Below are 20895 nucleotides of genomic sequence, written 5' to 3'. Positions count from 1 at the left end.
CAGCTTGCTTGTCTTATATATGCACGTAAATTTCATTAGAGAAACGGAGGCGTGGCGAGGGGCGCAATGGGGGTCATCGCGAAGGAGGCTGCCCAGAACGGGGAAGAAGGGCAGCGTGCGTCCGTACCGGCGGCCGCGCGGGTGGCCCGGCTCGGCTTCGGCGGGGCGCCCATCGGCAATCTCTATGCACCGGTAACCGAGGCCGATGCGCGGGCCGCGGTCCAGGCCGCGTGGGAGGCCGGCGTCCGTCATTTCGACACCGCGCCGTTCTACGGCTACGGCCTGAGCGAGCAGCGGCTGGGGCGCGCGCTGGCCGGCCGCGACCTGGGCGATCTGTACCTGTCGACCAAGGTCGGCCGCCGCATCGAGGACGACGCCTCCGCCGCGCCGGGAAGCGACGGCTTCGCCGTGGCCGGGCGCCGCGCGGTGTTCGACTACAGCCGCGACGGCGTGCTGCGCTCGTTCGAGGGCAGCCTGCAGCGGCTGGGAGTGGAGCGGGTCGGAGCGCTGCTGTTGCACGACATCGGCCACGATACCCATGGCCGGCGCCACCCGGACGTACTGCGCCAGGCGCTGGCCGAAGCGCTGCCGGCGATGGCCGAACTGAAGGCCGCCGGCGCCTGCACCGCGATCGGCCTGGGCGTGAACGAGGAAGCGGTGTGCCTGGAGGTGATGGAGCGCTTCCCGCTGGATTGCATCCTGCTGGCCGGCCGCTACACCGTGCTGGAGCAGGCCGGCTCGGCGCGCCTGCTGGAACAGGCGCTGTACCGCGGCGTGGCCGTGTACGCGGCCGGGCCCTACAACTCCGGCCTGCTGGCCGACCCGCAACGGCCCGGCGACACCTACGACTACCGCCCGGTCGGCGCCGGCATGCTGGCCCGCGCCCGCCAGGCCTACGACATCTGCGCCGGCCATGGCCTGGAACCGGGCACGGCGGCGCTGCAGTTCCCGCTGGCGCACCCGGCGGTGGCGGGCGTGGTCGCCGGCATGCGCAGCGCCGCCGAGGCGCAGTGCGCGCTGCGGCGCATGCGCGTCCCGGTGCCGGCGGCGCTGTGGGACGCATTGCGCCAGGCCGGCCTGATCGCCGGCGGCGTGGCGGTGCCGGCATGAACAGGCTCGACGCCCACCAGCACTACTGGCGCCCGGCGCGCGGCGACTACGGCTGGCTGACGCCGGCGATGGACGTGCTCTACCGGAACTGGCAGCCCTCGGACCTGCGCCCGCTGCTGGCCGCGCACGACGTGGCTGCCACGGTCCTGGTGCAGGCCGCGCCGACCGAGGCGGAGACCGAGGAACTGCTGCGCATCGCCAGCGAGGAACCGACCGTTGCCGGCGTGGTCGGCTGGGTGGACCTGGAAGCCGGCGATGCGCCGGCGCGGATCGGGGCGCTGGCGGCGCGCGCCGGAGGCCGCCTGCTGGGCCTGCGCCCGATGCTGCAGGACCTCGACGACCCGGACTGGGTGGCGCGCCCGGCCCTGGATGCGGCCTTCGAGGCGATGGCCGCGCACGGCCTGGTGCTGGACATCCTGGCGCGGCCGTCGCACCTGGCCGCCGCGCGCACCCGCCTGCTGAGGCATCCGCACTTGCGCGCGGTGCTGGACCATTGCGGCAAGCCGGACATCGCCGCCGGCGAAGATCCGGCCTGGAGGGCAGGCGTGGCCGCGCTGGCGCGCGACACCGGCGCGTACTGCAAGTTGTCCGGCCTGCTCACCCAGGCCCCGGCCGGCGCCGGCATCGAGGACCTGTCGCCATGGGTGGAGCACGTGTTCGCCTGCTTCGGGCCGCAGCGCGTGCTGTGGGGCAGCGACTGGCCGGTGCTGAACCTGGCCGGCGACTACGCCGGCTGGCTGCGGCTGGCCACCGGGCTGGTGAGGCGCCACGCGCCGGGTGCGGAGCGGGCGGTGTTCGCCGGCAACGCGCGGGCGCTGTATCGGCTTGAAGAAAGGGAACGCGCGTGAGCGGACGCCTGTGGGACAAGTCCGTGCTGATCACCGCCGCCGGCGCCGGCATCGGCCGCGCCAGCGCGCTGGCCTGCGCGGCCGAAGGCGCGCGCGTGCTGGCGGCGGACATCGATACCGCCGCGCTGGCCTCCCTCCGCGACGAGCGGCCGGCCATCGCCACGGCCGTGCTGGACGTCACCGACGCGGCGGCCATCGCCGCGCTGGCCGCCGCGCATCCGCACGTCGACGTGCTGTTCAACTGCGCCGGCTACGTCCACCAGGGCGGCATCCTGGAATGCGGCGAGGACGCCTGGCGGCGCACCTTCGACATCAACGTCGATGCCATGTACCGCCTGTGCCGCGCCCTGCTGCCGGGGATGGTCGCCCGCGGCAGCGGCAGCATCGTCAACATGTCCTCGGTGGCCTCCAGCATCAAGGGCGTGGCCAACCGCTTCGCCTATGGCGCCAGCAAAGCGGCGGTGATCGGCCTGACCAAGGCGATCGCCGCCGACCACGTGGGCGATGGCGTGCGCTGCAACGCGATCTGCCCGGGCACCGTGCGCACGCCCTCGCTGGCCGCGCGGGTGGCTGCGCTGGGCGGCGACGAGGACGCGGTATGGCGCGCCTTCGCCCAGCGCCAGCCGATGGGCCGGCTGGGCCGGCCGGAGGAGATCGCCGCGCTGCTGGTCTACCTGGCTTCGGACGAATCGGCCTTCACCACCGGCCAGATCCACGTCGTCGACGGCGGCTGGACCAACTGATCCCCTGAAATGCAAGACGTACCTTCGAGGAAATCCGCATGAAGCTGCTGCGCTATGGAGAGCCGGGACGCGAACGTCCGGGAATGCTGGACGCCGCCGGTCGCATCCGCGACCTGGGCGGCGTGGTCGAGGACATCGCCGGCGATGTCCTCACCGCCGCCGGCCTGGCGCGGCTGCGCGCGCTGGATGCCGAGTCGCTGCCGCAGGCCGCGGGACGGCCGCGCCATGGCGCGGCCGTCGGCCGGGTGGGCAAGTTCATCTGCGTGGGCCTGAACTATTCCGACCATGCCGCCGAGACCGGCGCGGCGGTGCCCGAGCAGCCGATCCTGTTCATGAAGGCCACCAGCGCCATCTGCGGCCCCGACGACGACGTGGTGCTGCCGCGCGGCTCGGTCAAGAGCGACTGGGAAGTGGAACTGGGCGTGGTGATCGGCGACCTCGCCCGCGACGTGCCGGTGGAGCGCGCGCTGGAGCACGTGGCCGGCTACCTGGTGGTCAACGACCTGTCCGAGCGCGAGTTCCAGCTCGAGCACGGCGGGCAGTGGGTGAAGGGCAAAAGCTGCGACACCTTCGGCCCCATCGGCCCGTGGCTGGTCACCCGCGACGAGGTGCCCGACCCGCAGGACCTGGCGATGTCGCTCGCCGTCAACGGTTACCGCTACCAGGACGGCAACACCCGTACCATGGTGTTCGGCGTGGCCGAGCTGGTCAGCTACATCAGCCGCTACATGAGCTTGCACCCGGGCGACATCATCAGCACCGGCACCCCGCCGGGCGTGGGCCTGGGGCAGAAGCCGCCGGTGTACCTGAAGCCCGGCGACGTGATGGAGCTGCAGATCGCCGGCCTGGGCCGGCAGCGGCAGCGCGTGGTGGCATGCCCGTGACCCGGATCGTCGCGCTGGATACTTTCGACGTCCGCTTCCCGACCTCGCGGATGCTGGATGGCTCGGATGCGATGAACCCGGACCCGGACTATTCGGCGGCCTACGTGGTCCTGCGCACCGACGACCCGGGCCTGAGCGGCCACGGCCTGGTGTTCACCATCGGCCGCGGCAACGACGTGCAGGCCGCCGCGCTGGCCGCACTGGCCCCGCACGTGGTCGGCCGCCGGGTGGACGCGCTGGCCGCCGACCTGGGCGGCTTCGCGCGCGCGCTCACCGACGATTCGCAACTGCGCTGGCTCGGCCCGGAAAAGGGCGTGATGCACATGGCCATCGGCGCGGTGGTCAACGCCGCCTGGGACCTGGCCGCGCGCCGCGCCGGCAAGCCGGTGTGGCGCCTGATCGCGGAGATGGCGCCGGAGCGGATCGCCGACCTGGTCGACTACCGCTACCTCGGCGACGCGCTCACCCGCCAGGAGGCACTGGACATCCTGCGCCGGGCCGAGCCGGGCAGGGCGGCGCGCACCGCGCAACTGCTGGAGGAAGGCTACCCGGCCTACACCACGTCGCCGGGCTGGCTGGGCTATCCGGACGAGAAGCTGGCGCGGCTCGCGCGCGAGGCGGTGGACGCGGGTTTCCGCACCATCAAGATCAAGGTCGGCGCCAGCCTCGACGACGACGTGCGCCGCTGCCGCATCGCCCGCCAGGCGATCGGCCCGGACGTGGCGCTGGCGGTGGACGCCAACCAGCGCTGGGACGTGGGCCCGGCGATCGAATGGATGCGCGCGCTGGCGCCGTTCGGCATCGCCTGGATCGAGGAGCCGACCAGCCCGGACGACATCCTCGGCCACGCGGCCATCCGCCGCGGCATCGCGCCGGTGCCGGTATCCACCGGCGAGCACGCCCACAACCGGGTGATGTTCAAGCAGTTGTTCCAGGCCGGTGCGGTGGACCTGGTGCAGATCGACGCGGCGAGGGTGGGCGGGGTCAACGAGAACCTGGCGATCCTGCTGCTGGCGGCCAAGTTCGGCGTGCGCGTGTTCCCGCATGCGGGCGGGGTGGGCCTGTGCGAGCTGGTCCAGCACCTGGCGATGGCCGACTTCGTGGCCATCAGCGCGGCCAAGGAGGACCGCGCCATCGAGTTCGTCGACCACCTGCACCAGCACTTCGACGACCCGGTGCGGATCGAGCGCGGCCGCTACCGGGCGCCGACCGCGCCGGGATTCTCCGCGCGCATGCGCGAGGACTCGGTGCGCGACCACCTGTTCCCCGGCGGCCGCGCCTGGCGCGAGGCGGACGCACCGCTGCCGGCCCGCGTGGGCACCTGACAAGCCGGGCCACGGCCCGCGGGAGGATTCCATGGCCGAGCCGATCACCTGCGTCGAGGACCTGCGCCGGCTGGCGAAGCGCCGGGTGCCGCGCGCCTTCTTCGAGTACGCCGACCGCGGCGCCTACGACGAGACGACCCTGCGCGACAACCGCGCCGCGCTGGAGGCGATCCGCCTGCGCCAGCGGGTGATGATCGACGTGGACCGGCGCACGCTGGCCACCACCCTGGCCGGCCAGCCGGCCTCGCTGCCGCTGGCCATCGCGCCCACCGGTCTGACCGGGTTGCAGCACGGTGCCGGCGAGATCCTCGGCGCGCGCGCCGCGGCGCGTGCCGGGGTGCCGTTCTGCCTGAGCACGATGTCGATCTGCTCGATCGAGCAGGTGCGCGCCGCCTCGCCCGAGCCGTTCTGGTTTCAGGTATACGTGATGCGCGACCGCGGCTTCGCCCGCGAGCTGATCCAGCGCGCCGCCGACGCGCGATGCCCGGTGCTGATGCTCACCGCCGATCTCACCGTGCAGGGCCAGCGCCACCGCGAGATCAAGAACGGGCTGACGGTGCCGCCGAGGCTGACTTTGCACAACCTGCTGGACATCGCCGGCAAGCCGCGCTGGGCCTGGAGCGTGCTGCGCGCGCCCGGCCGCTCCTTCGGCAACCTGCACGGGCGCATCGGCGGCGACAGCCTGAGCACGCTGGCGCAGTGGATCGCCCGCCAGTTCGATCCCACGTTGAACTGGAGCGACCTGGAGTGGATCCGAGCATTGTGGCCGGGAAAGCTGGTGCTCAAGGGCATCCTCGACCCGGAGGACGCGCGCCTGGCCGCCGAGCATGGGGTGGACGCCCTCGTCGTCTCCAACCACGGCGGCCGCCAGCTCGACGGTGCGCCGGCCAGCATCCACATGCTGCCGCGCGTGGTCGAGGCGGTGGGCGGGCGCTGCGAGGTCATGTTCGACGGCGGCGTGACCAGTGGCCAGTCGCTGCTCAAGGCGTTGGCCCTGGGCGCGCGCGGCGCGCTGATCGGCAAGGCCTTCCTCTACGGCCTGGGTGCGATGGGCGAGGCCGGCGTCGACTACGCCATCGACATCATCCGCCGCGAGCTGGACGTGAGCATGGCCCTGACCGGCCAGACCGACGCGCGGCGGATCGGCCCGGATATCCTGCTGAAGGCCGACGGCAGCCCGTGGCTGGCGTGATCGCCTTCCCGCAACAGGCCAAGGCAACAAAGGGCGACCCAGGGCAGCGAAGGCAACGGACGGCGCGACCGCCACGCCATCGTCCGGCCGAGCGGCATCTGCGTGGGCTGCGGCTGGGGGCTGCTGGATTGGGTTGCGTCGGCTTCGGAAGGAGCCGCGCCAGTGCCGGGGTGTCGCGCTCCCCTCGGGCGGGCATCCAGCCCGCACTCGGGGTCGCGGGCCATCCATGGCCCGCTTGCCGCGCTGCCCCGGCACTGACGCGTCTTCGCAGGTGTTAGGAGCTTGGATTTCGTTGCCGGCGGACCCCGGAAGAAAACCGGCCCGCACGCGCTACCGGCCCCGCCGCCGCGCGCGCAATGCGAATGCCAGGATCACGGCAAAGCAGCCCAGCGGCACCGCCACCGCCTTGTGGATGCCGGCCAGGTCCGACACCAGGCCCATCAGCGCGGTCAGCGCCGCACCGCCGACGATGGACATCACCAGCAGCGAGGCGCCCAGCTTGCGTGCGTCGTCGCCCAGCCCCTCCAGGCCCAGGGCAAAGATGGTCGGGAACATCACCGACATGAAGAAGCTCAGCGCGACCATGGCGTACAGCCCCGTCATCCCGGGCACGAGGACGGCGAGGGCGGCCAGCGGCACGTTGGCCGCGGCGAAGGCGGCCAGCAGCGGCGCCGCGGCCACCTTGCGCAGCAGCGCGGTGCCGGCGAAGCGGCCGATCATGAACAGCACCAGCGAGACGGTGAGGTAGTCGGCGGCGGTCTTCTCCGGCATCCCCGGCACGCTGTCCTGCGCATAGCGGATCAGGAAGCTCCACACGCACACCTGCGCGCCCACGTAGAAGAACTGCGCGGCCACGGAGAACACGAAGCGGCCGTTGCCCAGCAGCCGGCGCAGGGTGGTGGCCGGGCCGCCCTGCATGGCGGTGGACGCGGCAGCATCCGCGTCGGCCCGCGTGCGCGGGAATCGCGCCAGCAGCACCAGCACCGCCCACAGGCACACCACCAGGCCGATCACCAGGTAGGGCACCTGCACCGCCGCCGATTCCGAGGCCAGGTAGGCCTCGCGCGCGGCTGGCGCCATCGCCGCCAGTTGCGCGGGCGTGTGCTCCACCCCCGACAGGATGAAGTGCCGCCCGACCAGCACCCCGGTGATCGCCCCCAGCGGGTTGAACGCCTGGGCCAGGTTGAGCCTGCGTGCCGCGCCCTCGGGCGGGCCGAGCACGGTCATCAGCGGGTTGGCCGAGGTCTCCAGGAAGGCCAGGCCGCTGGCCAGCACGAACAGCGCCAGCAGGAACATGCCGTAGGTATGCACGCTGGCCGCCGGCCAGAACAGGAAGGCGCCGGCGGCGTACAGCGCCAGCCCGGCCACGACCGCGCCCTTGTAGCCGTAGCGGCGCATGAACATGCCCGCGGGCAGCGCGAACACGAAGTAGCCCAGGTAGAAAGCGCTCTGCACCAGCCCGGCCTGGAAGTCGGACAGCTCGAAGGCCTTCTTGAACTGCTTGATGAGGATGTCGTTGAGGCTGTTGGCCACGCCCCACAGGAAGAACAGGCTGACGATCAACGCCAGCGGAATCACGGCCGCGCGTGCGGCACGGGCGATGCGCGTACGCGCCGCGACCACGCTCTCCTGCATGCCACCCCTCCCAAGGTCCGCCGCAGCGATGTCCTGGCCGAGGATACGGAGGTCGAGGGGGTTATATCAAATATGGAAATATGTTTTATATGTGCCCCGGGCGCCGGGGTGGCTATCCTCGACGCATCGTCTTTATGCCTTAGCCGGCAACATCGAGAGGAGAGGGTTCTGGCCAGTTCCGAATACGCCGACGCACCGACGGCCAAGTATCGGGCACCGGCCCTGGAGAAGGGCCTGGACATCCTGGAACTGCTCGCCCGGTCGCCGGCGCCCCTGAGCATGGCCGAGATCTCCGAGGGCATGGGCCGTTCCAAGGGCGAGATCTTCCGCATGCTGCAGGTGCTGGAGGACCGCGGCTACATCGCCCGCGCCACCGGCGAGAGCGGCTATGCGCTGACCCACCGGCTGTTCATGCTGGGCATGGAGCAGCCGCCGGTGAAGGGCATGATGGAAGCCGCGCTGCCGGTGATGCATCGCCTGGCCGACGCCATCCAGCAGCCCTGCCACCTGAGCGTGACCTCGCGCGAGGAGATCGTGGTGGTGGCGCGGGTGGACGCGCCTGGCGAGATCGGGCTGGTGGTCCGGGTCGGCCACCGCCGGCCGATGGCGCACTCCACCTCGGGCGTGGTCCTGTTCGCCTTCCAGGGCCCGGCCATCCGCGAGCGCTGGCTGGCCCTGCTGCGCGAGGCCGAACCGGGCCTGGACGCCGACGCCTTCCGCAAGCGCACCGAGCAGGCGCGCGCCGACGGCTACGCCAGCGCAGCCAGCGACGTGGTCCATGGCGTGGTCGACCTGTCTGCCCCCGTGCTGCGGCACGACCATGCGGTCTGCGCCCTGACCGTGCCGTTCCTGGAAACCAGCAATGCCCGCTCCAGGGCGACGGCGGCGCTGGCCCCGCTGCGCGAGGCGGCCGCGGCCATCTCGCGGGCGCTGACCTACGGCGGCCACGATTGAGGCTGCCACCGGCGTTGACCGGATCGCCACGCCCCATTAACATGCGCAGCCCGCACCGGCCGGTGCGGATCGGGCGGTTAGCTCAGCGGTAGAGCATTGCCTTCACACGGCAAGGGTCGCAGGTTCGATCCCTGCACCGCCCACCAGATACTTCAACGACTTAGACCACCTTTCCGGGTGGTCTTTGTCGTTTTCTGAAGAGTACTGGTTCCGGAGTCTCGGGTAACCCTCGGCTCCTCACCATTGGCCTACGCGCCCTCAGCAGCCGGATCTGGCTAGCGCGGTCTACGACACCGGCGAGGCATTGCTGCAAGCGCCGCGCACCACTGGGGTTTGTTGACCGATCCGAAAACTGATGAGGGCATCATCGCCCCTTCCCGCCAGTGCGCGGTCTGCCCCGTGCCCCCATGAGCCCCTGCGGATTGCCGATGGAAGCACGCGAGGCGAATCGGTCGCAAAGAGCCGTCCCGATTTTGTGATTTCGTTTCACGAAACTGCATTTCAGATTCGAAGAACAGCCTGTGGAGTGACCTAGGCACTTCGTTCGGGTGGCGGTGGCCATTGGCCGCATGGCTTGGCCGGCACGCCGGGTGACCATGCATGCCGTACACACGGTTTTAACGCAAAACATGATGGGATAAAAATGTTCTCGCCGCGCCATCGATGGTGGGCGATGGACAGGGAAGTCAAGTTGGCCTTGGATATGGCTTAGGGGGCGAGAGTTGGCCGGGATATGCACCGTGCGTCGTTACGCAGGGTCGTCCGTGCTTATCGGTGCGGCGGGCCAAGATATTCCGTTTATAGACGAAGCAGGTGCAGCACGCATGCTGCGGCCGGAGCGTGCGCGTTCCGTAAAGCGGTAAGGCTTTCTGCGTCTCAAAGGCCGAAGGTCGTTCGTACTCGATGATGTCGGAATCCGGGTCTGGCTTGACACCGATCACTCACGGAAAGTCAGCAAAAGAGGGCTATCATGAGCACCACTGAGCAAGAGATCATTGGCGAGATCAGTAGGGCCAGCGCCGGAGCAACGCAGTTCAACCAGTACATGACCGCCAATGTGACGGTAACCGGCACCGCCGTTGGGCCGGGCGTCACTATCTACGTTAAGTCTGATAACTCGCTCTATCCGATCGCATTTAGCTCCGGTCCGCCGTCGGACAACACCAGCGGGCTGCAACTGACCTCCACGTCCTCCAGCGGTGCTCTGCCTCTGTCGCAGATCAACGTGACGCCGGACAACGTCTATTTCCAGACGGCTTCCAGCGGAAGCGGCGGCAATCAGTGGAGCTTCGTGCTGCAATGCTACCTGGCTGGCGAGTCGGGCTTGAGTAGCTTCGAAATGAGCACGAACGCAGATTCGACCGTAGCCGTCAGCATCTCGTTGAACAGCGGCATTCCGCAGACGCTGGGGCGCGGCTGGACCACCTTCAAGTGGCAGCCTAAGTAAGCGCGCTTTCCAACTGCGCCTCTTGTAGCACGCCCGAGGCAGGGGCGGTTCATCCGCACGGCCAGCCCGTGCGGATTGGACTGATCGTGGACATGGACATCAAGGAGGATGACGGCCGTGCAGACCTATCAAGTCGCATTCAAGTTCCAGTTCCAGCAAGACTTCACCAATCAGCAGGTGCAGATTCAGATCGCCGACACGAACAATTTCGTGATGCAGAGCAACGAGCGGGTGCAATTGCAGCCGTATCAAGACAGCTATACGCCGCCGCTATTGAATTTCAGTGTGTCCAACAAGCTGATGTTCTTCAATATCGCCAAAGGTTCGGCAGCCCAGGGGCTGCAAGGCCTGGCTTGGGCGACGTTCACGGATGCGGGTAACAACGAGACCTTGAATCTCGATCTGCAAGTGCCGGGCGGCCTGATGAACGTCTACTACGCGGTGCTGAACACCTCGTCGAGTGGGCAGTTGAAGCCCGGGCAAAACACTATTTCCGTGGTGCAATAATCATGGCCGCTTCCAGGTCAACGTCAGTGCCGGGAGGGACGAATCCTGCGGCCGAAGCGCCCATCATCGCGCCGCCGCACGTGGGGCCTGCTGCAGCACAGCAACCAAACGAGGAAGAAGACGCCGGGCTCGTCGCCGCAGTGCGCGAGGCTCCGCCTCTAACCCCGGAGCAACGACAGCATCTTCGCTCGTATTTGGGCGAAGAGGCTTTGTTTGCCAGCCTGTTCCGGCCCGGTGCGGGGGTGAACTACCAGCCGTTGACTGTCGTGCTGCAAAACGTCCGCGCCAACAGCAAGGTTTTCGTCACCATTCGCGATGATCAGCATGCGGTCTGGAGTGAAGGCAAGGGCCGGGGCCTGGTGGGGCTCAGTTTTTCCGCGACGCGCGATCCTGCCCTGTATGTGCGCAATTTTTTGATCAATGCACGGGAGTTCTTCGTGCAGACGTACAACAACAGTCAGGAGATCCAGGTGCAGCTTTACGTGCGAACCGCACAATCCGATTTGCGCGGACGCGTGGATTTGCCGCCCGGCGCCACTGTAACCCTGCAGACCCGCGCCGATCGGACCAGTCTCATCGGTTTGAGCGCTTTCGCCATCGACTTCTGAACCTGAGGAACGAGGGTCATGCCCAATAACGTGATTCCCGTGGTGCTGCAGTTCAGCAACGTGGCCAGTGATTCCAACCTCAGCCTTACTTTCACCACACCGGGCGTGCGCTGGTCGCTGGGTCATCGCATCGGCGACAGTCTTGGCTTCTCCTACAACGTTCTGCCGGACGGCGTGTACGATTCCGCGCCTTGTCTGCAGAGCGTCTCGTTCAACGACGACCTGTTGTCGCTGACGACATCGAGCGCTGCATCGTCGCTGATGGGCTTCACTCTGACTTTGTTTATCGAGGTCGACGAAGGAATCAACTCCCTAGCTGGCTATTGCACGCTCAACAACGAGGCGGTGGTGCTGGCCTACTTGGGCAATCAGCGCCCGGCCTTGTGGCGCAATGGCCGAATCAGCGCGGTGATCGGTGTGCCAACGGCAAGTTACCGCAGCGTGCTTTTCACCATCAAAGGGCTCAAGCCGAGCACGCAGGTGGACATCGCTCTGGGAACTGATTCCAGCATCAAGGGTGGGGCATCATGGGTGCTGGGATCCGCCAATGGAAATGCGCTTGGTGTCTCGATAGGCAGCAAAGACGGCGGCAGTGTTCCCTTGTCCATGCTCTCCTACACGGACAACCGCATCGTGATGCAAAGCGGGGCCGAGAGCGGCAGCAGTGCCACCGCCGTGGTCATGCTTGCCTACGTGGCTTGGCAGCCGGAAGATCTAAAGCACATCTACTTGAGGGCTTCCGCCGACCCGGCTGTATCCGTGTACGCGCAGGTCGGGGCCCGCCAGCCGCAGTGGGTGAGTCCTGCCTATACGTTATTCACCCTGTAGTCGGGCTGCCCAGACAGATGCCAGTTGCCGAGCCAGCCCAGCCGCGGACGAATCCGCCCGCTTGTGACAGCGGCCAAGTCGTGCGCTGGGTGAGCGAATCGCTGCGCAATCTGGTGCGTGAGCACATTCCTCTGCTGTCCTCCGAATCGGCCGTGGTATTCGATTCGCCTGCTGAAATCGAGGCGGTCGGTGAAAACAAGCTGTCGCTATTCCTGTACCAGATCGAGCACAACACCTGGTTGCGAAACCTGCCGCCTGGCCTGAGCAGGCGGCAGCAACAGCCGCCCCGAGTGGAAGTTGCGCCGCCGCCGATGGCGGTCGATCTGGTCTACGCGATGGTGCCATACGCCAAATCGGCTTCGATTGAATTGGTGCTGGCCAACGAATTGATGCGCCTGTTCCACAATGCCCCGGTGTTGCGCGGCCCATTGTTGCATCCGGGGCTGCGAAAATCCGGCAATGAGCACATCGAAATCGTACCGCGCGATGCCTCTATCGACACCTTACGCGACCTGTGGGCTGGGTTCGGCGGTAAGCCATACAAGCTGACCAAGCTGTACCTGGCCTCGCCCGTGCGCATTCCGTCCAGGGAGCCGTTCGAGACCGGCATGGTGACCCAGACCGAGTGGTCTATCGCCAATACCCGGCCCTTGCCGCCCAGTTTTCGGGATCAGGAGCCATGAGACGCGCGAGCACAGCCAGATGCGTGCCGTACGGACGACGAGCCGTCGTAAGCCGCGCTTCTGCATCGTCCAGAGCAAAGGCCCTTGCGGACAGAGCCGAACGCAGAACCCACTCATGCAAGGAAGAGGATCGTGGCTAATTACCTGCATCCCGGTATCTATATCGAAGAAATACCGAGCATCCGGAGCATCCAGGGCGCTCCGACCTCCGTTGCCGCCTTCGTCGGCGTGACGGAGAGCGGGCCCTTCAATACGCCCACGCTGATTACCAGTTGGAACGCCTACACGCGTCAATTCGGCAACCTGATCTGGTTCGGAATGAACTCCTGGGCGGTCTACGAGTTCTTTATGGAGGGCGGCGCCAGCTGCTACGTCGTGCGAGTCGGCGATCTCGGCAACGGCAAGGTGGCCGCCGTCACGCTCCCTTCTTCCGGCAGCGGTACCAAGATCAACACCGCCAGCGCCGGCGACTGGGGCAACAGCCTGCTGATCAACATCAGCAACAACACGTCGACGACTCCCAGCGGTGGCAAGACCACCCAGTCGCCGGTATTCAACCTGCAGGTGGTGGTCGAAGCCCAGACGATCGATGCGGCGGGCGCCAATCCTTCGCTGGCGACGCATATGCTGGTCGCCTACGTGACTCAAAACGGTTTGACGACGACCGTCATCAACGGCCAGAACTATTACGTGCTGGAGTCGTTCAACGGTTTTACCGATGCCGGTGCGGGCTTTGTCGGTCGGATCAATAGCCATTCCATGTTTATTCGAGTGGAGACCACCGACGGAAAACGCCCCAACAACACAGCCTCTCCGACCAAACTGCAAGGCGGTGCGGCGTCCAACTGGGACCTGCTCAGCGGCATGAACGCGCTCAAGACGGTCCAGGGCCTGAGCCTGCTGGCCGTCCCGGACACCGTCACTATTGTCAAAAACGGCGTTACCGATACCGCCGCACAGAGTCAGATGATCAATCAGGGACTGTCGCTCTGTCAGGATATGGGAAGCCTGTTCTACGCCACTGACCCGCCTTACGGACAGAGCGTGCAGAACATCGTCGCTTTCAAAACCGGCACGCTGCAGAACGGCCAGGCGCTCAATTCCAGCTACGGCACGCTGTACTATCCCTGGGCTTGGATCTTCAATCCGCTGAGCAACAGCAATGTTCCGATACCGCCGTCAGGACCGGCCCTGGGGCGCTACGCCTACACCGACGGCACGATAGGGGTATGGAAATCGCCGGCCGGTGTAAATGACGGCGCCATGCGTTCGGTGGTGTCGCTTGCGCTGCCGCTCACCGATGCCGATCAGGATACGCTCAATCCCAACGGCATCAACACGCTGCGCAACCTGATCAACTACGGAAACGTCATCTATGGCGCCCGCACCGTGTCGCAAGACACACAGTGGACCTACTTGAGCGTGCGCAGGCTCTTCATATTCGTCGAGCAAAGCCTGAAAAATAGCTTGCAATGGGTGGTGTTCGAACCCAACGACCAACAGCTCTGGGCCGGAGTGACGCGTGATGTCAGCGCCTTCCTGAACACCTTGTGGCAGCAGGGCGCGCTATTCGGCGCCACACCACAGGAAGCGTTCTTCGTCACCTGCGACTCCTCCAATAATCCGCCGGAGACGCGCATGCTGGGACAGCTCTACATCGACATCGGCCTGGCGCCGGTGTACCCGGCCGAGTTCGTCATCATCCGAATTACGCAGAAGACCGCCGGCCCGGATTCGGGCGGCTGAGGAAGAGGCGATAACGCATGGCTACCGAACTGACCAACCCCTACCGCGGCTTCCGCTTCCGCGTCGAGATTTCCGGCATTCAAGTCGCCGCGTTTTCGGAAGCAAGCGTGCCGGATGTCAACGTCGAGACCGTCGATTACCGCGAAGGCACCGACCCCAACTACAAGCGTCCCCTGTCCGGGCTGACCAGCTACGGCCGGCTCAACCTCAAGAAGGGGCTAACCGACGGCCTGGACCTGTACAACTGGCAGCAACAGATATCTCAACTCGGCTCCGGCAGCCCCGGCGCGCGCAAGAACATCTCGCTGGTATTGATGGATGCCGACGGCAGCGAAAAGGTGCGCTGGAACATCATCAACGCCTGGCCGGTGAAGTACGAGACCAGCGGGCTCAACGCCGGCAGCAGCGATGTGATGGTGGAAACGCTGGAGCTGGCGATGGAGTACATGAACCGCATAAAGTAAGGTGGTGCCGCGCCATATTTTGCCAAGGGGAAGGACACCAATGAGCATAATCAGTACGGAAGTCGAGTTCACTTTGCCGATCGGCTACCGCGACGAGGACGGCAACCTGCATCGCAACGGCGTGATGCGGCTGGCTACCGCCGGCGATGAGATCCTGCCGCTGAAAGATCACCGCGTGCAGGCCAATCCGGCCTACCTCTCCATCATCGTCCTGGCGCGTGTGGTAGTGAAGCTGGGCACGCTGGACATGATCAGCACGCGGGTCATCGAGGACCTGTTCTCCGCGGATTTCGCTTATCTGCAAGATCACTACAACCGCATCAATCAAGTAGAAGGCGCCGGTGCCAACGTTGCCGAGGAGGCGGCCGCCCCGCAGGGAAAAGCGGAAGTGGGCAGGGTAGATGGCCGGCTGCATCCGATCAGCTCTATGCAGAGATAGCCTTCCTTGCCTACCACTTTCATTGGTCGCTAGACGACGTGCTGTCGCTGGATCACCAGGAGCGCCGCCGTTACTGCGATCACATCAGCCGCATCAACAAGACGGTGAGCGCCGAGCAGGAACGGCGCGGCATCGAACTGGGGGAATGACATGGCACTCGGTGTCAACACCGCGGCTGCGGCGGCGCAACGGATGGGCGTGCACCTGGATCCGTTCAAGGCCTACAACTTCTTCGTCGAAGTCGAGGGCATCCTGGTTGGCGGCTTTACCTCGGTGCGTGGCCTGGAATCGAAGATGGAAGTGCGCACCGTGCGCGAGGGCGGCGTGAACGACAAGGAGTACAAGCTGGGCGGACAGGTGACCTACAGCGACATCACCCTGGAGTCCGGCATAACCGCGCTCGATCCGGTATGGCTGTGGTACCAGTCCACCTTGCAAGGCCAGATCAAGCGCAGGAATGGCTCGATCTACATGCTCAACGACATGGGCATTCCTTACGTCTGGTACGACTTCTACAACGCCTGGCCGATCTCGTGGGAAGGGCCGGCACTCGACGCCAGCCAAACCTTGGTGGCAACCCAGCGTTTCGTCCTTGCGCACGAAGGCATCAAGAAGAGCCTGGCCGCCACGGGCTATGCCGCGGCGGCCGGCACAGCCGGTGCAGTAGCCGGAGCGATCTGAATGCTACGCAAGCTTACCGGTCGCTGGCTTTCACCAAGGCAGCATCTGTCGATCAGGCAGGGCATGCGGTTCTTGACGCATCGCCCGTGGACGGGTGTTCCGGACTCTCGGCTGGAGCTTCATTACCTGGAGCAATCCGCGCCGTCATTGCTGATCCACTATCGCGCCGATTGGCGGCTTCAATGGCGTCTCATCGCGGCGGAACGTTTTGCATCAGGACCTTGGCGGCGCGAGTCACGAGGCACGTCGCACGAACGTTGGGATGTGCGACCAGGTCGTCCCGCGCGTGCTCCGTCAAACAGGCGCGGAAAGTTGAATTCATCGGCGTTTGCTCTAAGCTGCGCCGCGCCGGGCTTCTTCACGAATTCAAATCTGGCATCCCGAGGGGAGTCCGCAACGCTTTGGTTCCGCTGCGCATCGGCGGGTGCAAGTTGGCTTCAGCGCCAGCAAAGTTCAGCCATGCAGGTCGGGATCGGACGCTGGCTCACGTTCGGTCTGAACTACGCTGACTCGCTGAGCTCGTTCGCCAGTGGTGCTCGCCCACCAAGGGATGCTTTCGGAATTCGAAGTTCCCGTGGCGCATCGGTGAACGTGTACCGGCGAAGTTCCATGCCTGCGGCGCGAGCAGGCTACGGAGTCCGGAATTCGCATGGGCTCGAATCAGACTACGCTGCCGTGGTTTCGGATGGGCCACGGCTAGGCCAAGGTGGGCGCACAAGCAATGCGCGCGGGCGGGGGGCGGTTCCAAGTCGCCATCGCCTGTCTCAGTTCGTACTCGGGCGTAGTGCGGATGCTCGAAACGCCTCATCCGTTGCAGATCACGACCTGCGGGCCATGCCTGCTCCCGGCACGCCGCAACTTGAGTCGAGACCGCAACACGCGATGCTGGTTCGCGCATCTTCAATCGTTTTTCGACACGGTGTGGACGTGCGCAACCAATTCGTCGCAGGTCGCCGCCGGCAGTTGCAAGGCATGAAACGGAGCTACCGGTTTGCACGGGAGCCTTTGAGTTCGCCAGCGCTTGCCCAAGTTGCCGTCGCGGAATCCAGGCGCATCTCCGGCATGGCGGAAGCAAGCAAGCCGTCATCCGGGCCGGGCAGGGGCATTCGCCATTATGGCGTCGTCGGGCCTGTCGCAGGGTTTGTCTATCGCAAGCCGGCGGTAACGCCGACGGCGACTCCCGAGCACCAAGTCCAGCGCATCGAACAGCAGATCACCCGTAAGGTCATCCAGGAGATCGCGCAGACGGCGCCATGGCGCGCCCAGATGGAACAGGCGGTGGTCACGCCGCGGCTGCTCCATACGCTCGCCGATCAGGTCGCCGGGGAGCTGAATCGGCGGGTCGGGCTCCAGCGTTATCGACGGGGGCTGTGATGCTGGAGAAGGCAAAGATCATCGTGCAGCCGACCGGAGAGAGCATCCCGGTGATGTACAACCCCACCGAGCTGTCATTGAACAAATCGGTGGTGGTGCAGGGCGAAGGATCGAACATCCAGTTCCAGCGGGTCAACGACGACGACCTGGTGGTCAACCTGTTTTTCGATACCTACGACAGTAAAACCGACGTGCGCCGCTACACCAACCGCATTGCTGCTCTGACGCAGCCCACGGCGGGAACGGGCATGCGCAAGGAGCCGCCCACTGTGGTGTTCTCCTGGGCAGGTGCCTTGTTCACCGGCTTGATCGTGCGATTGGAGCAAAAGTTCACGCTGTTCCTCGAATCAGGCATTCCGGTACGGGCCGAATTGGGCGTGACCTTCAAATCGGTGCTGACCCCGCAACAGGATCTGACCGCGCGTGGCTACTTCAACTGCCGTCAGTTCTGGACGGTGGCGGAGAACGACCGGCTCTATCTGATCGCCCATAAGACCCTGGGGGATGCTTCGCTATGGCGGCTGATCGCCGACGCCAACGGCATCTACGACCCGCTCGATTTCCCCACGCCGGCAGACATCGGCAAGACCCTCGTGATCATCGACGTGCACAACGAGTCCTATTCGCCGTCGGCGAGGGTATGACCATGGTCAATGGCGCACGCGCGGAAACCGCCGCCTTTCAACTGCTGCTCAACCGCTCGCCGCTGCCTTCGTCCATGCTGGCTGCGGTGCATTCGGTCGAAGTGTCCAACGAGATCGATGTGCCGGGCATGTTTAGCTTCAAATTCAACATGCTGTCTCAGCAGGGCAATTGGCAGGGCGCGGATCTCGACACCTTCAAGCCCGGCGATCAGGTGAGCGTGCAGATGGGCGTCGGCCAGCCCAGGACGCTGATCAATGCGCAGATCTATTCGATCGACCCGGATTTCGATGCCTATTCGCTGGCCACCATCAGCGGATTCGACACCATGGCCAGTCTTCGCTTCGGCAATCACAGCCGCGTGTTCAAGGGGCGAAACGAAAATCAGATCGCGGAGGAAGTGGCCGCATCTTCGCGCGTGCGCATCTCCGCACAAGGCCCGCCGGTGACGCTCAATGCCTGCGTTTGGCAGCGCCAGCAGACCAATTACCACTTCCTGCTCAGTCGCAGCAAGCTGCTCAATTACGAGTTGGTCGTGGACGGACTTACCCTGCTGTACCGGCCCAGCGCGGCGGGGCTGAGTCCGGTGAAAACTCTGAACTTTCCACGCGACGTAAAGCGAGTGAATCTTCGTCTGCGCGTACCTACCGAGGGCAGCGAAGTGAAGATGCTGGGTTTCGATCCCGCCACCAATCGTGCGATCAGCGCGCAAAGCAATCCCAATACGGTGCGGGCGCGCATGGGCGGCAGCGAATCGGGCTACGATTTCATCGACTCCTTTCCGAGCGCGGCGATCACCGTCATGGACCCGACCATCACCCGGGTCGAGGCACTGCAGTCGCGCGCCAATGCCGAGTACATGCAGAACCTGAATGGCTTTATCGAAGGCGATGCGGAGCTGGAGGGCGATCCCAGTCTGGTCGCAGGAGTGAACGTGCGTCTGTCGGGCCTGAGCCAGCGTTTCGACGGCATCTACTACGTGCGCGCGAGCAGGCATCGCTACGACGACAGCACCGGATACCACACCAGTCTTCAGTTGAGGAGAACAGGTGCATGAATACGGAATTCGCCATGCCGCGAGTCGAGCCGGGTCGGTCGTTGGGAGGTATCACCGTGGCGCAGGTCAACCGTACCGATGACCCGCAGGGCCTGGGGCGCATCACCGTCAATTTCCTGGTCGACGGCGCACTGATCGAGTCGGACTGGCTGCAGGTGATGAGTTTCCACGGCGGGGCGGATTACGGTGCGTTCTTTCTCCCGCGCAAAGACGATTCCGTGCTGGTGGCTTTTGCCGATGGAGATGTCAATCAGCCTTTCGTGCTCGGTTCCCTGTGGAACGGCGGGATCAAGCCGCCGGTGGTCGGCGCGGAGCGGCAGCAGGATGTGCGTGTGATCAAGACCAAGCAGGGAAAGCAGTTGATTTTCGACGACAGCAAGGAGGGCGAACTCACCTTGATCGACGAAAAGCAGAACAAAGTGAAGATCGACACGGCAAACAACCGCATCGTGGTGGAGAGCAAGGGCGAAGTCACCATTACCGCCACGACCAAGATTACCTTGAAGGCGAATGAAGTGGTGATCCAAAACACGGCCGGCTCGGTGAAGCTGGATTTGAGCGGAGCCGGATTGAAAGCGAGCGGCGGGCCGAACATCAAGCTCAACGCCGCGATGATCGAGCTCAACTGATACGACGGAGCATCGCAGATGGGAAAACCGGCCGCTCGCTTCGGTGACAGCATCGTCAATTCTGGCGATATCCATATCGTATTGATCCCTTCGCCGGGAGGGCCGGTGCCCACACCGCAGCCTTGCCCGTTCAATGGCAGGATCGCCCTCAACGTGAGCCCCAACGTGCGCATCAACGGTCAGCCGGCCGCGCTGCTCGGTTCGATGGCGCAGAACATGCCGCCGCACGTCCCGCAAGGTGGGCCGTTTCAGGTGCCGCCGACCAATATGGGGCGGGTGATTCTGGCCAGCATGAGCGTGCGCATCAATGGCCGCGGCGCAGCACGCGCCGGCGATTTTTGCGAGACCTGCCACGACATTCCGCCTGCCGGGCCACAGGCGCCCATGCCGGTAGTGGTGGTCGCAGGCGCTGCGAACGTGTTGATCGGATGAACACGACCCGCAACCGAGGCGACGATTTCCTGGGCCGCGGCTGGGCCTTTCCGGTCCAGGTGCAAGGCGGGCGTGTGCAATTCGCTGTCGATGCCGAAGACATCCGACAGGCGATCCTGCTGATTCTGCAGACGGCACCGGGCGAGCGGGCGCTGCTGCCGAACTTCGGATGCCGCATCAATGAGCTGGTATTCGCGGCCGGGAATGCATCTACCTTGAGCCTGGGTGAGCTGTACGCGAGAGAAGCGCTGGAGCAATGGGAGCCGCGCATTCAAGTCATCGCCGTGACCGCAGCCATCGATCCGCGCCAGACCAACTGCATGCTGATCACCATCGAATATCTGATCCGCGACCGAAATCGTCCGGACAACCTGGTCTATCCGTTTTATCTGAAGAGCTGACGTGACAAGGAGCGAGTCGATGGAAGCGAGCGAGGCAAGCATTCTGAAAGAACTCCACTGGGAGCCAGTTTCGGGTTCCGAGAGAATTGAGCGAAAACTGGCCGCACTGCGGCAGGAGTACTTGTCCGGACAGGATCAGGCGCGAGCGCTGGATGCGCGCACGCGTGAGTTGCAACAAGTCATGCTGCGCATCCAAGGGGCGATTGCGGTATTGGAGGAATTGCTGAGCCAGGAGCAGCCCCTGAGGGGCTGATGCAAGCAGCAGC

General features: G+C 65.4%; 25 protein-coding genes and 1 tRNA gene. 25 read left to right on the top strand and 1 reads right to left on the bottom strand.

Annotated features, from left to right (window positions below):
• Nucleotides 1–66: 66 nt before the first annotated feature.
• Genes HNR76_RS07250 through HNR76_RS07225 form a run of 6 tightly spaced genes read left to right on the top strand, consistent with a single transcriptional unit; the run spans nt 67 to nt 6102 of the window.
• Complete coding sequence (locus HNR76_RS07250; RefSeq protein WP_162309456.1) at nt 67–1110, top strand: aldo/keto reductase; 1044 nt, start codon at nt 67–69, stop codon at nt 1108–1110.
• Nucleotides 1107–1958, top strand: coding sequence for an amidohydrolase family protein (locus HNR76_RS07245; protein WP_162309455.1), 852 nt, complete (start codon nt 1107–1109; stop codon nt 1956–1958). The genes HNR76_RS07250 and HNR76_RS07245 overlap by 4 nt, the downstream gene beginning before the upstream one ends.
• On the top strand, nt 1955–2701 hold the full coding sequence (locus HNR76_RS07240) for an SDR family oxidoreductase (RefSeq protein WP_162309454.1): 747 nt from the start codon (nt 1955–1957) through the stop codon (nt 2699–2701). Before HNR76_RS07245 ends, HNR76_RS07240 begins: the two co-directional genes overlap by 4 nt.
• A gap of 38 nt (nt 2702–2739) precedes the next feature.
• Nucleotides 2740–3585 (top strand): fumarylacetoacetate hydrolase family protein, encoded by an 846-nt coding sequence (locus HNR76_RS07235; RefSeq protein ID WP_162309453.1) that lies wholly within the window; start codon nt 2740–2742, stop codon nt 3583–3585.
• Nucleotides 3582–4910, top strand: coding sequence for an L-fuconate dehydratase (locus HNR76_RS07230; protein WP_162309452.1), 1329 nt, complete (start codon nt 3582–3584; stop codon nt 4908–4910). Before HNR76_RS07235 ends, HNR76_RS07230 begins: the two co-directional genes overlap by 4 nt.
• A gap of 31 nt (nt 4911–4941) precedes the next feature.
• A complete protein-coding gene (locus HNR76_RS07225) occupies nt 4942–6102 on the top strand; it encodes an alpha-hydroxy acid oxidase (protein ID WP_162309451.1) in 1161 nt (386 codons plus the stop codon).
• A 330-nt stretch (nt 6103–6432) separates the two neighbouring features.
• On the opposite strand, the gene fucP is transcribed toward HNR76_RS07225, so the two are convergent.
• Complete coding sequence (gene fucP, locus HNR76_RS07220) at nt 6433–7737, bottom strand: L-fucose:H+ symporter permease (RefSeq protein ID WP_162309450.1); 1305 nt, start codon at nt 7735–7737, stop codon at nt 6433–6435.
• A gap of 168 nt (nt 7738–7905) precedes the next feature.
• On the opposite strand from fucP, the gene HNR76_RS07215 reads away from it, so the two are divergent.
• The 19 genes from HNR76_RS07215 (at nt 7906) to HNR76_RS07130 (ending at nt 20882) form a co-directional block, all read left to right on the top strand.
• Nucleotides 7906–8691 (top strand): IclR family transcriptional regulator, encoded by a 786-nt coding sequence (locus HNR76_RS07215; protein WP_246429072.1) that lies wholly within the window; start codon nt 7906–7908, stop codon nt 8689–8691.
• A 71-nt stretch (nt 8692–8762) separates the two neighbouring features.
• Nucleotides 8763–8837: transfer RNA gene (locus HNR76_RS07210), tRNA-Val, on the top strand.
• Between the two features lie 824 nt (nt 8838–9661).
• Nucleotides 9662–10138, top strand: coding sequence for a hypothetical protein (locus HNR76_RS07205; protein ID WP_162309448.1), 477 nt, complete (start codon nt 9662–9664; stop codon nt 10136–10138).
• Between the two features lie 117 nt (nt 10139–10255).
• Nucleotides 10256–10645 carry a hypothetical protein gene (locus HNR76_RS07200; RefSeq protein WP_162309447.1) on the top strand — a complete coding sequence of 130 codons (390 nt, stop codon included), beginning with the start codon at nt 10256–10258 and terminating at the stop codon, nt 10643–10645.
• Between the two features lie 2 nt (nt 10646–10647).
• The gene (locus tag HNR76_RS07195) at nt 10648–11253 is read left to right on the top strand and encodes a hypothetical protein (RefSeq protein WP_162309446.1); all 606 of its coding nucleotides are present in this window, start codon (nt 10648–10650) and stop codon (nt 11251–11253) included.
• 18 nt (nt 11254–11271) lie between these two features.
• The gene (locus HNR76_RS07190) at nt 11272–12081 is read left to right on the top strand and encodes a hypothetical protein (RefSeq protein WP_162309445.1); all 810 of its coding nucleotides are present in this window, start codon (nt 11272–11274) and stop codon (nt 12079–12081) included.
• 89 nt (nt 12082–12170) lie between these two features.
• On the top strand, nt 12171–12764 hold the full coding sequence (locus HNR76_RS07185) for a Pvc16 family protein (protein ID WP_162309444.1): 594 nt from the start codon (nt 12171–12173) through the stop codon (nt 12762–12764).
• A 132-nt stretch (nt 12765–12896) separates the two neighbouring features.
• The gene (locus HNR76_RS15665; protein ID WP_211373146.1) at nt 12897–14510 is read left to right on the top strand and encodes a phage tail sheath family protein; all 1614 of its coding nucleotides are present in this window, start codon (nt 12897–12899) and stop codon (nt 14508–14510) included.
• Nucleotides 14511–14527: 17 nt separating this feature from the next.
• Nucleotides 14528–14974, top strand: a complete 447-nt coding sequence (locus HNR76_RS07175; RefSeq protein WP_162309443.1) for a phage tail protein — start codon at nt 14528–14530, stop codon at nt 14972–14974.
• 40 nt (nt 14975–15014) lie between these two features.
• Nucleotides 15015–15413: a hypothetical protein gene (locus tag HNR76_RS07170; protein WP_211373145.1), complete on the top strand. Its 399-nt coding sequence runs from the start codon at nt 15015–15017 to the stop codon at nt 15411–15413.
• 38 nt (nt 15414–15451) lie between these two features.
• On the top strand, nt 15452–15562 hold the full coding sequence (locus HNR76_RS15660) for a hypothetical protein (RefSeq protein ID WP_343059273.1): 111 nt from the start codon (nt 15452–15454) through the stop codon (nt 15560–15562).
• Nucleotide 15563: 1 nt separating this feature from the next.
• Nucleotides 15564–16094, top strand: coding sequence for a phage tail protein (locus HNR76_RS07165; protein WP_162309442.1), 531 nt, complete (start codon nt 15564–15566; stop codon nt 16092–16094).
• An 882-nt stretch (nt 16095–16976) separates the two neighbouring features.
• Nucleotides 16977–17468 carry a hypothetical protein gene (locus HNR76_RS07160; RefSeq protein ID WP_162309441.1) on the top strand — a complete coding sequence of 164 codons (492 nt, stop codon included), beginning with the start codon at nt 16977–16979 and terminating at the stop codon, nt 17466–17468.
• Entirely contained in the window at nt 17468–18112 is a 645-nt protein-coding gene (locus HNR76_RS07155; RefSeq protein ID WP_162309440.1) for a CIS tube protein, read from the top strand. Before HNR76_RS07160 ends, HNR76_RS07155 begins: the two co-directional genes overlap by 1 nt.
• Complete coding sequence (locus HNR76_RS07150) at nt 18109–19167, top strand: phage late control D family protein (protein WP_211373144.1); 1059 nt, start codon at nt 18109–18111, stop codon at nt 19165–19167. Before HNR76_RS07155 ends, HNR76_RS07150 begins: the two co-directional genes overlap by 4 nt.
• Nucleotides 19164–19796, top strand: coding sequence for a phage baseplate assembly protein V (locus tag HNR76_RS07145; RefSeq protein ID WP_211373143.1), 633 nt, complete (start codon nt 19164–19166; stop codon nt 19794–19796). The genes HNR76_RS07150 and HNR76_RS07145 overlap by 4 nt, the downstream gene beginning before the upstream one ends.
• 18 nt (nt 19797–19814) lie before the next feature.
• A complete protein-coding gene (locus HNR76_RS07140; RefSeq protein ID WP_162309439.1) occupies nt 19815–20228 on the top strand; it encodes a PAAR domain-containing protein in 414 nt (137 codons plus the stop codon).
• Nucleotides 20225–20629, top strand: coding sequence for a GPW/gp25 family protein (locus HNR76_RS07135; RefSeq protein ID WP_162309438.1), 405 nt, complete (start codon nt 20225–20227; stop codon nt 20627–20629). Before HNR76_RS07140 ends, HNR76_RS07135 begins: the two co-directional genes overlap by 4 nt.
• A gap of 19 nt (nt 20630–20648) precedes the next feature.
• Entirely contained in the window at nt 20649–20882 is a 234-nt protein-coding gene (locus tag HNR76_RS07130) for a hypothetical protein (RefSeq protein ID WP_162309437.1), read from the top strand.
• The last annotated feature ends 13 nt before the right edge of the window (nt 20883–20895 follow it).

It is taken from the genome of Pseudoxanthomonas broegbernensis (genome assembly GCF_014202435.1).
GTDB lineage: Bacteria > Pseudomonadota > Gammaproteobacteria > Xanthomonadales > Xanthomonadaceae > Pseudoxanthomonas > Pseudoxanthomonas broegbernensis.
Note: the sequence above shows the minus strand (reverse complement) of the source record. Positions and strands in the feature narration are given on the sequence as shown.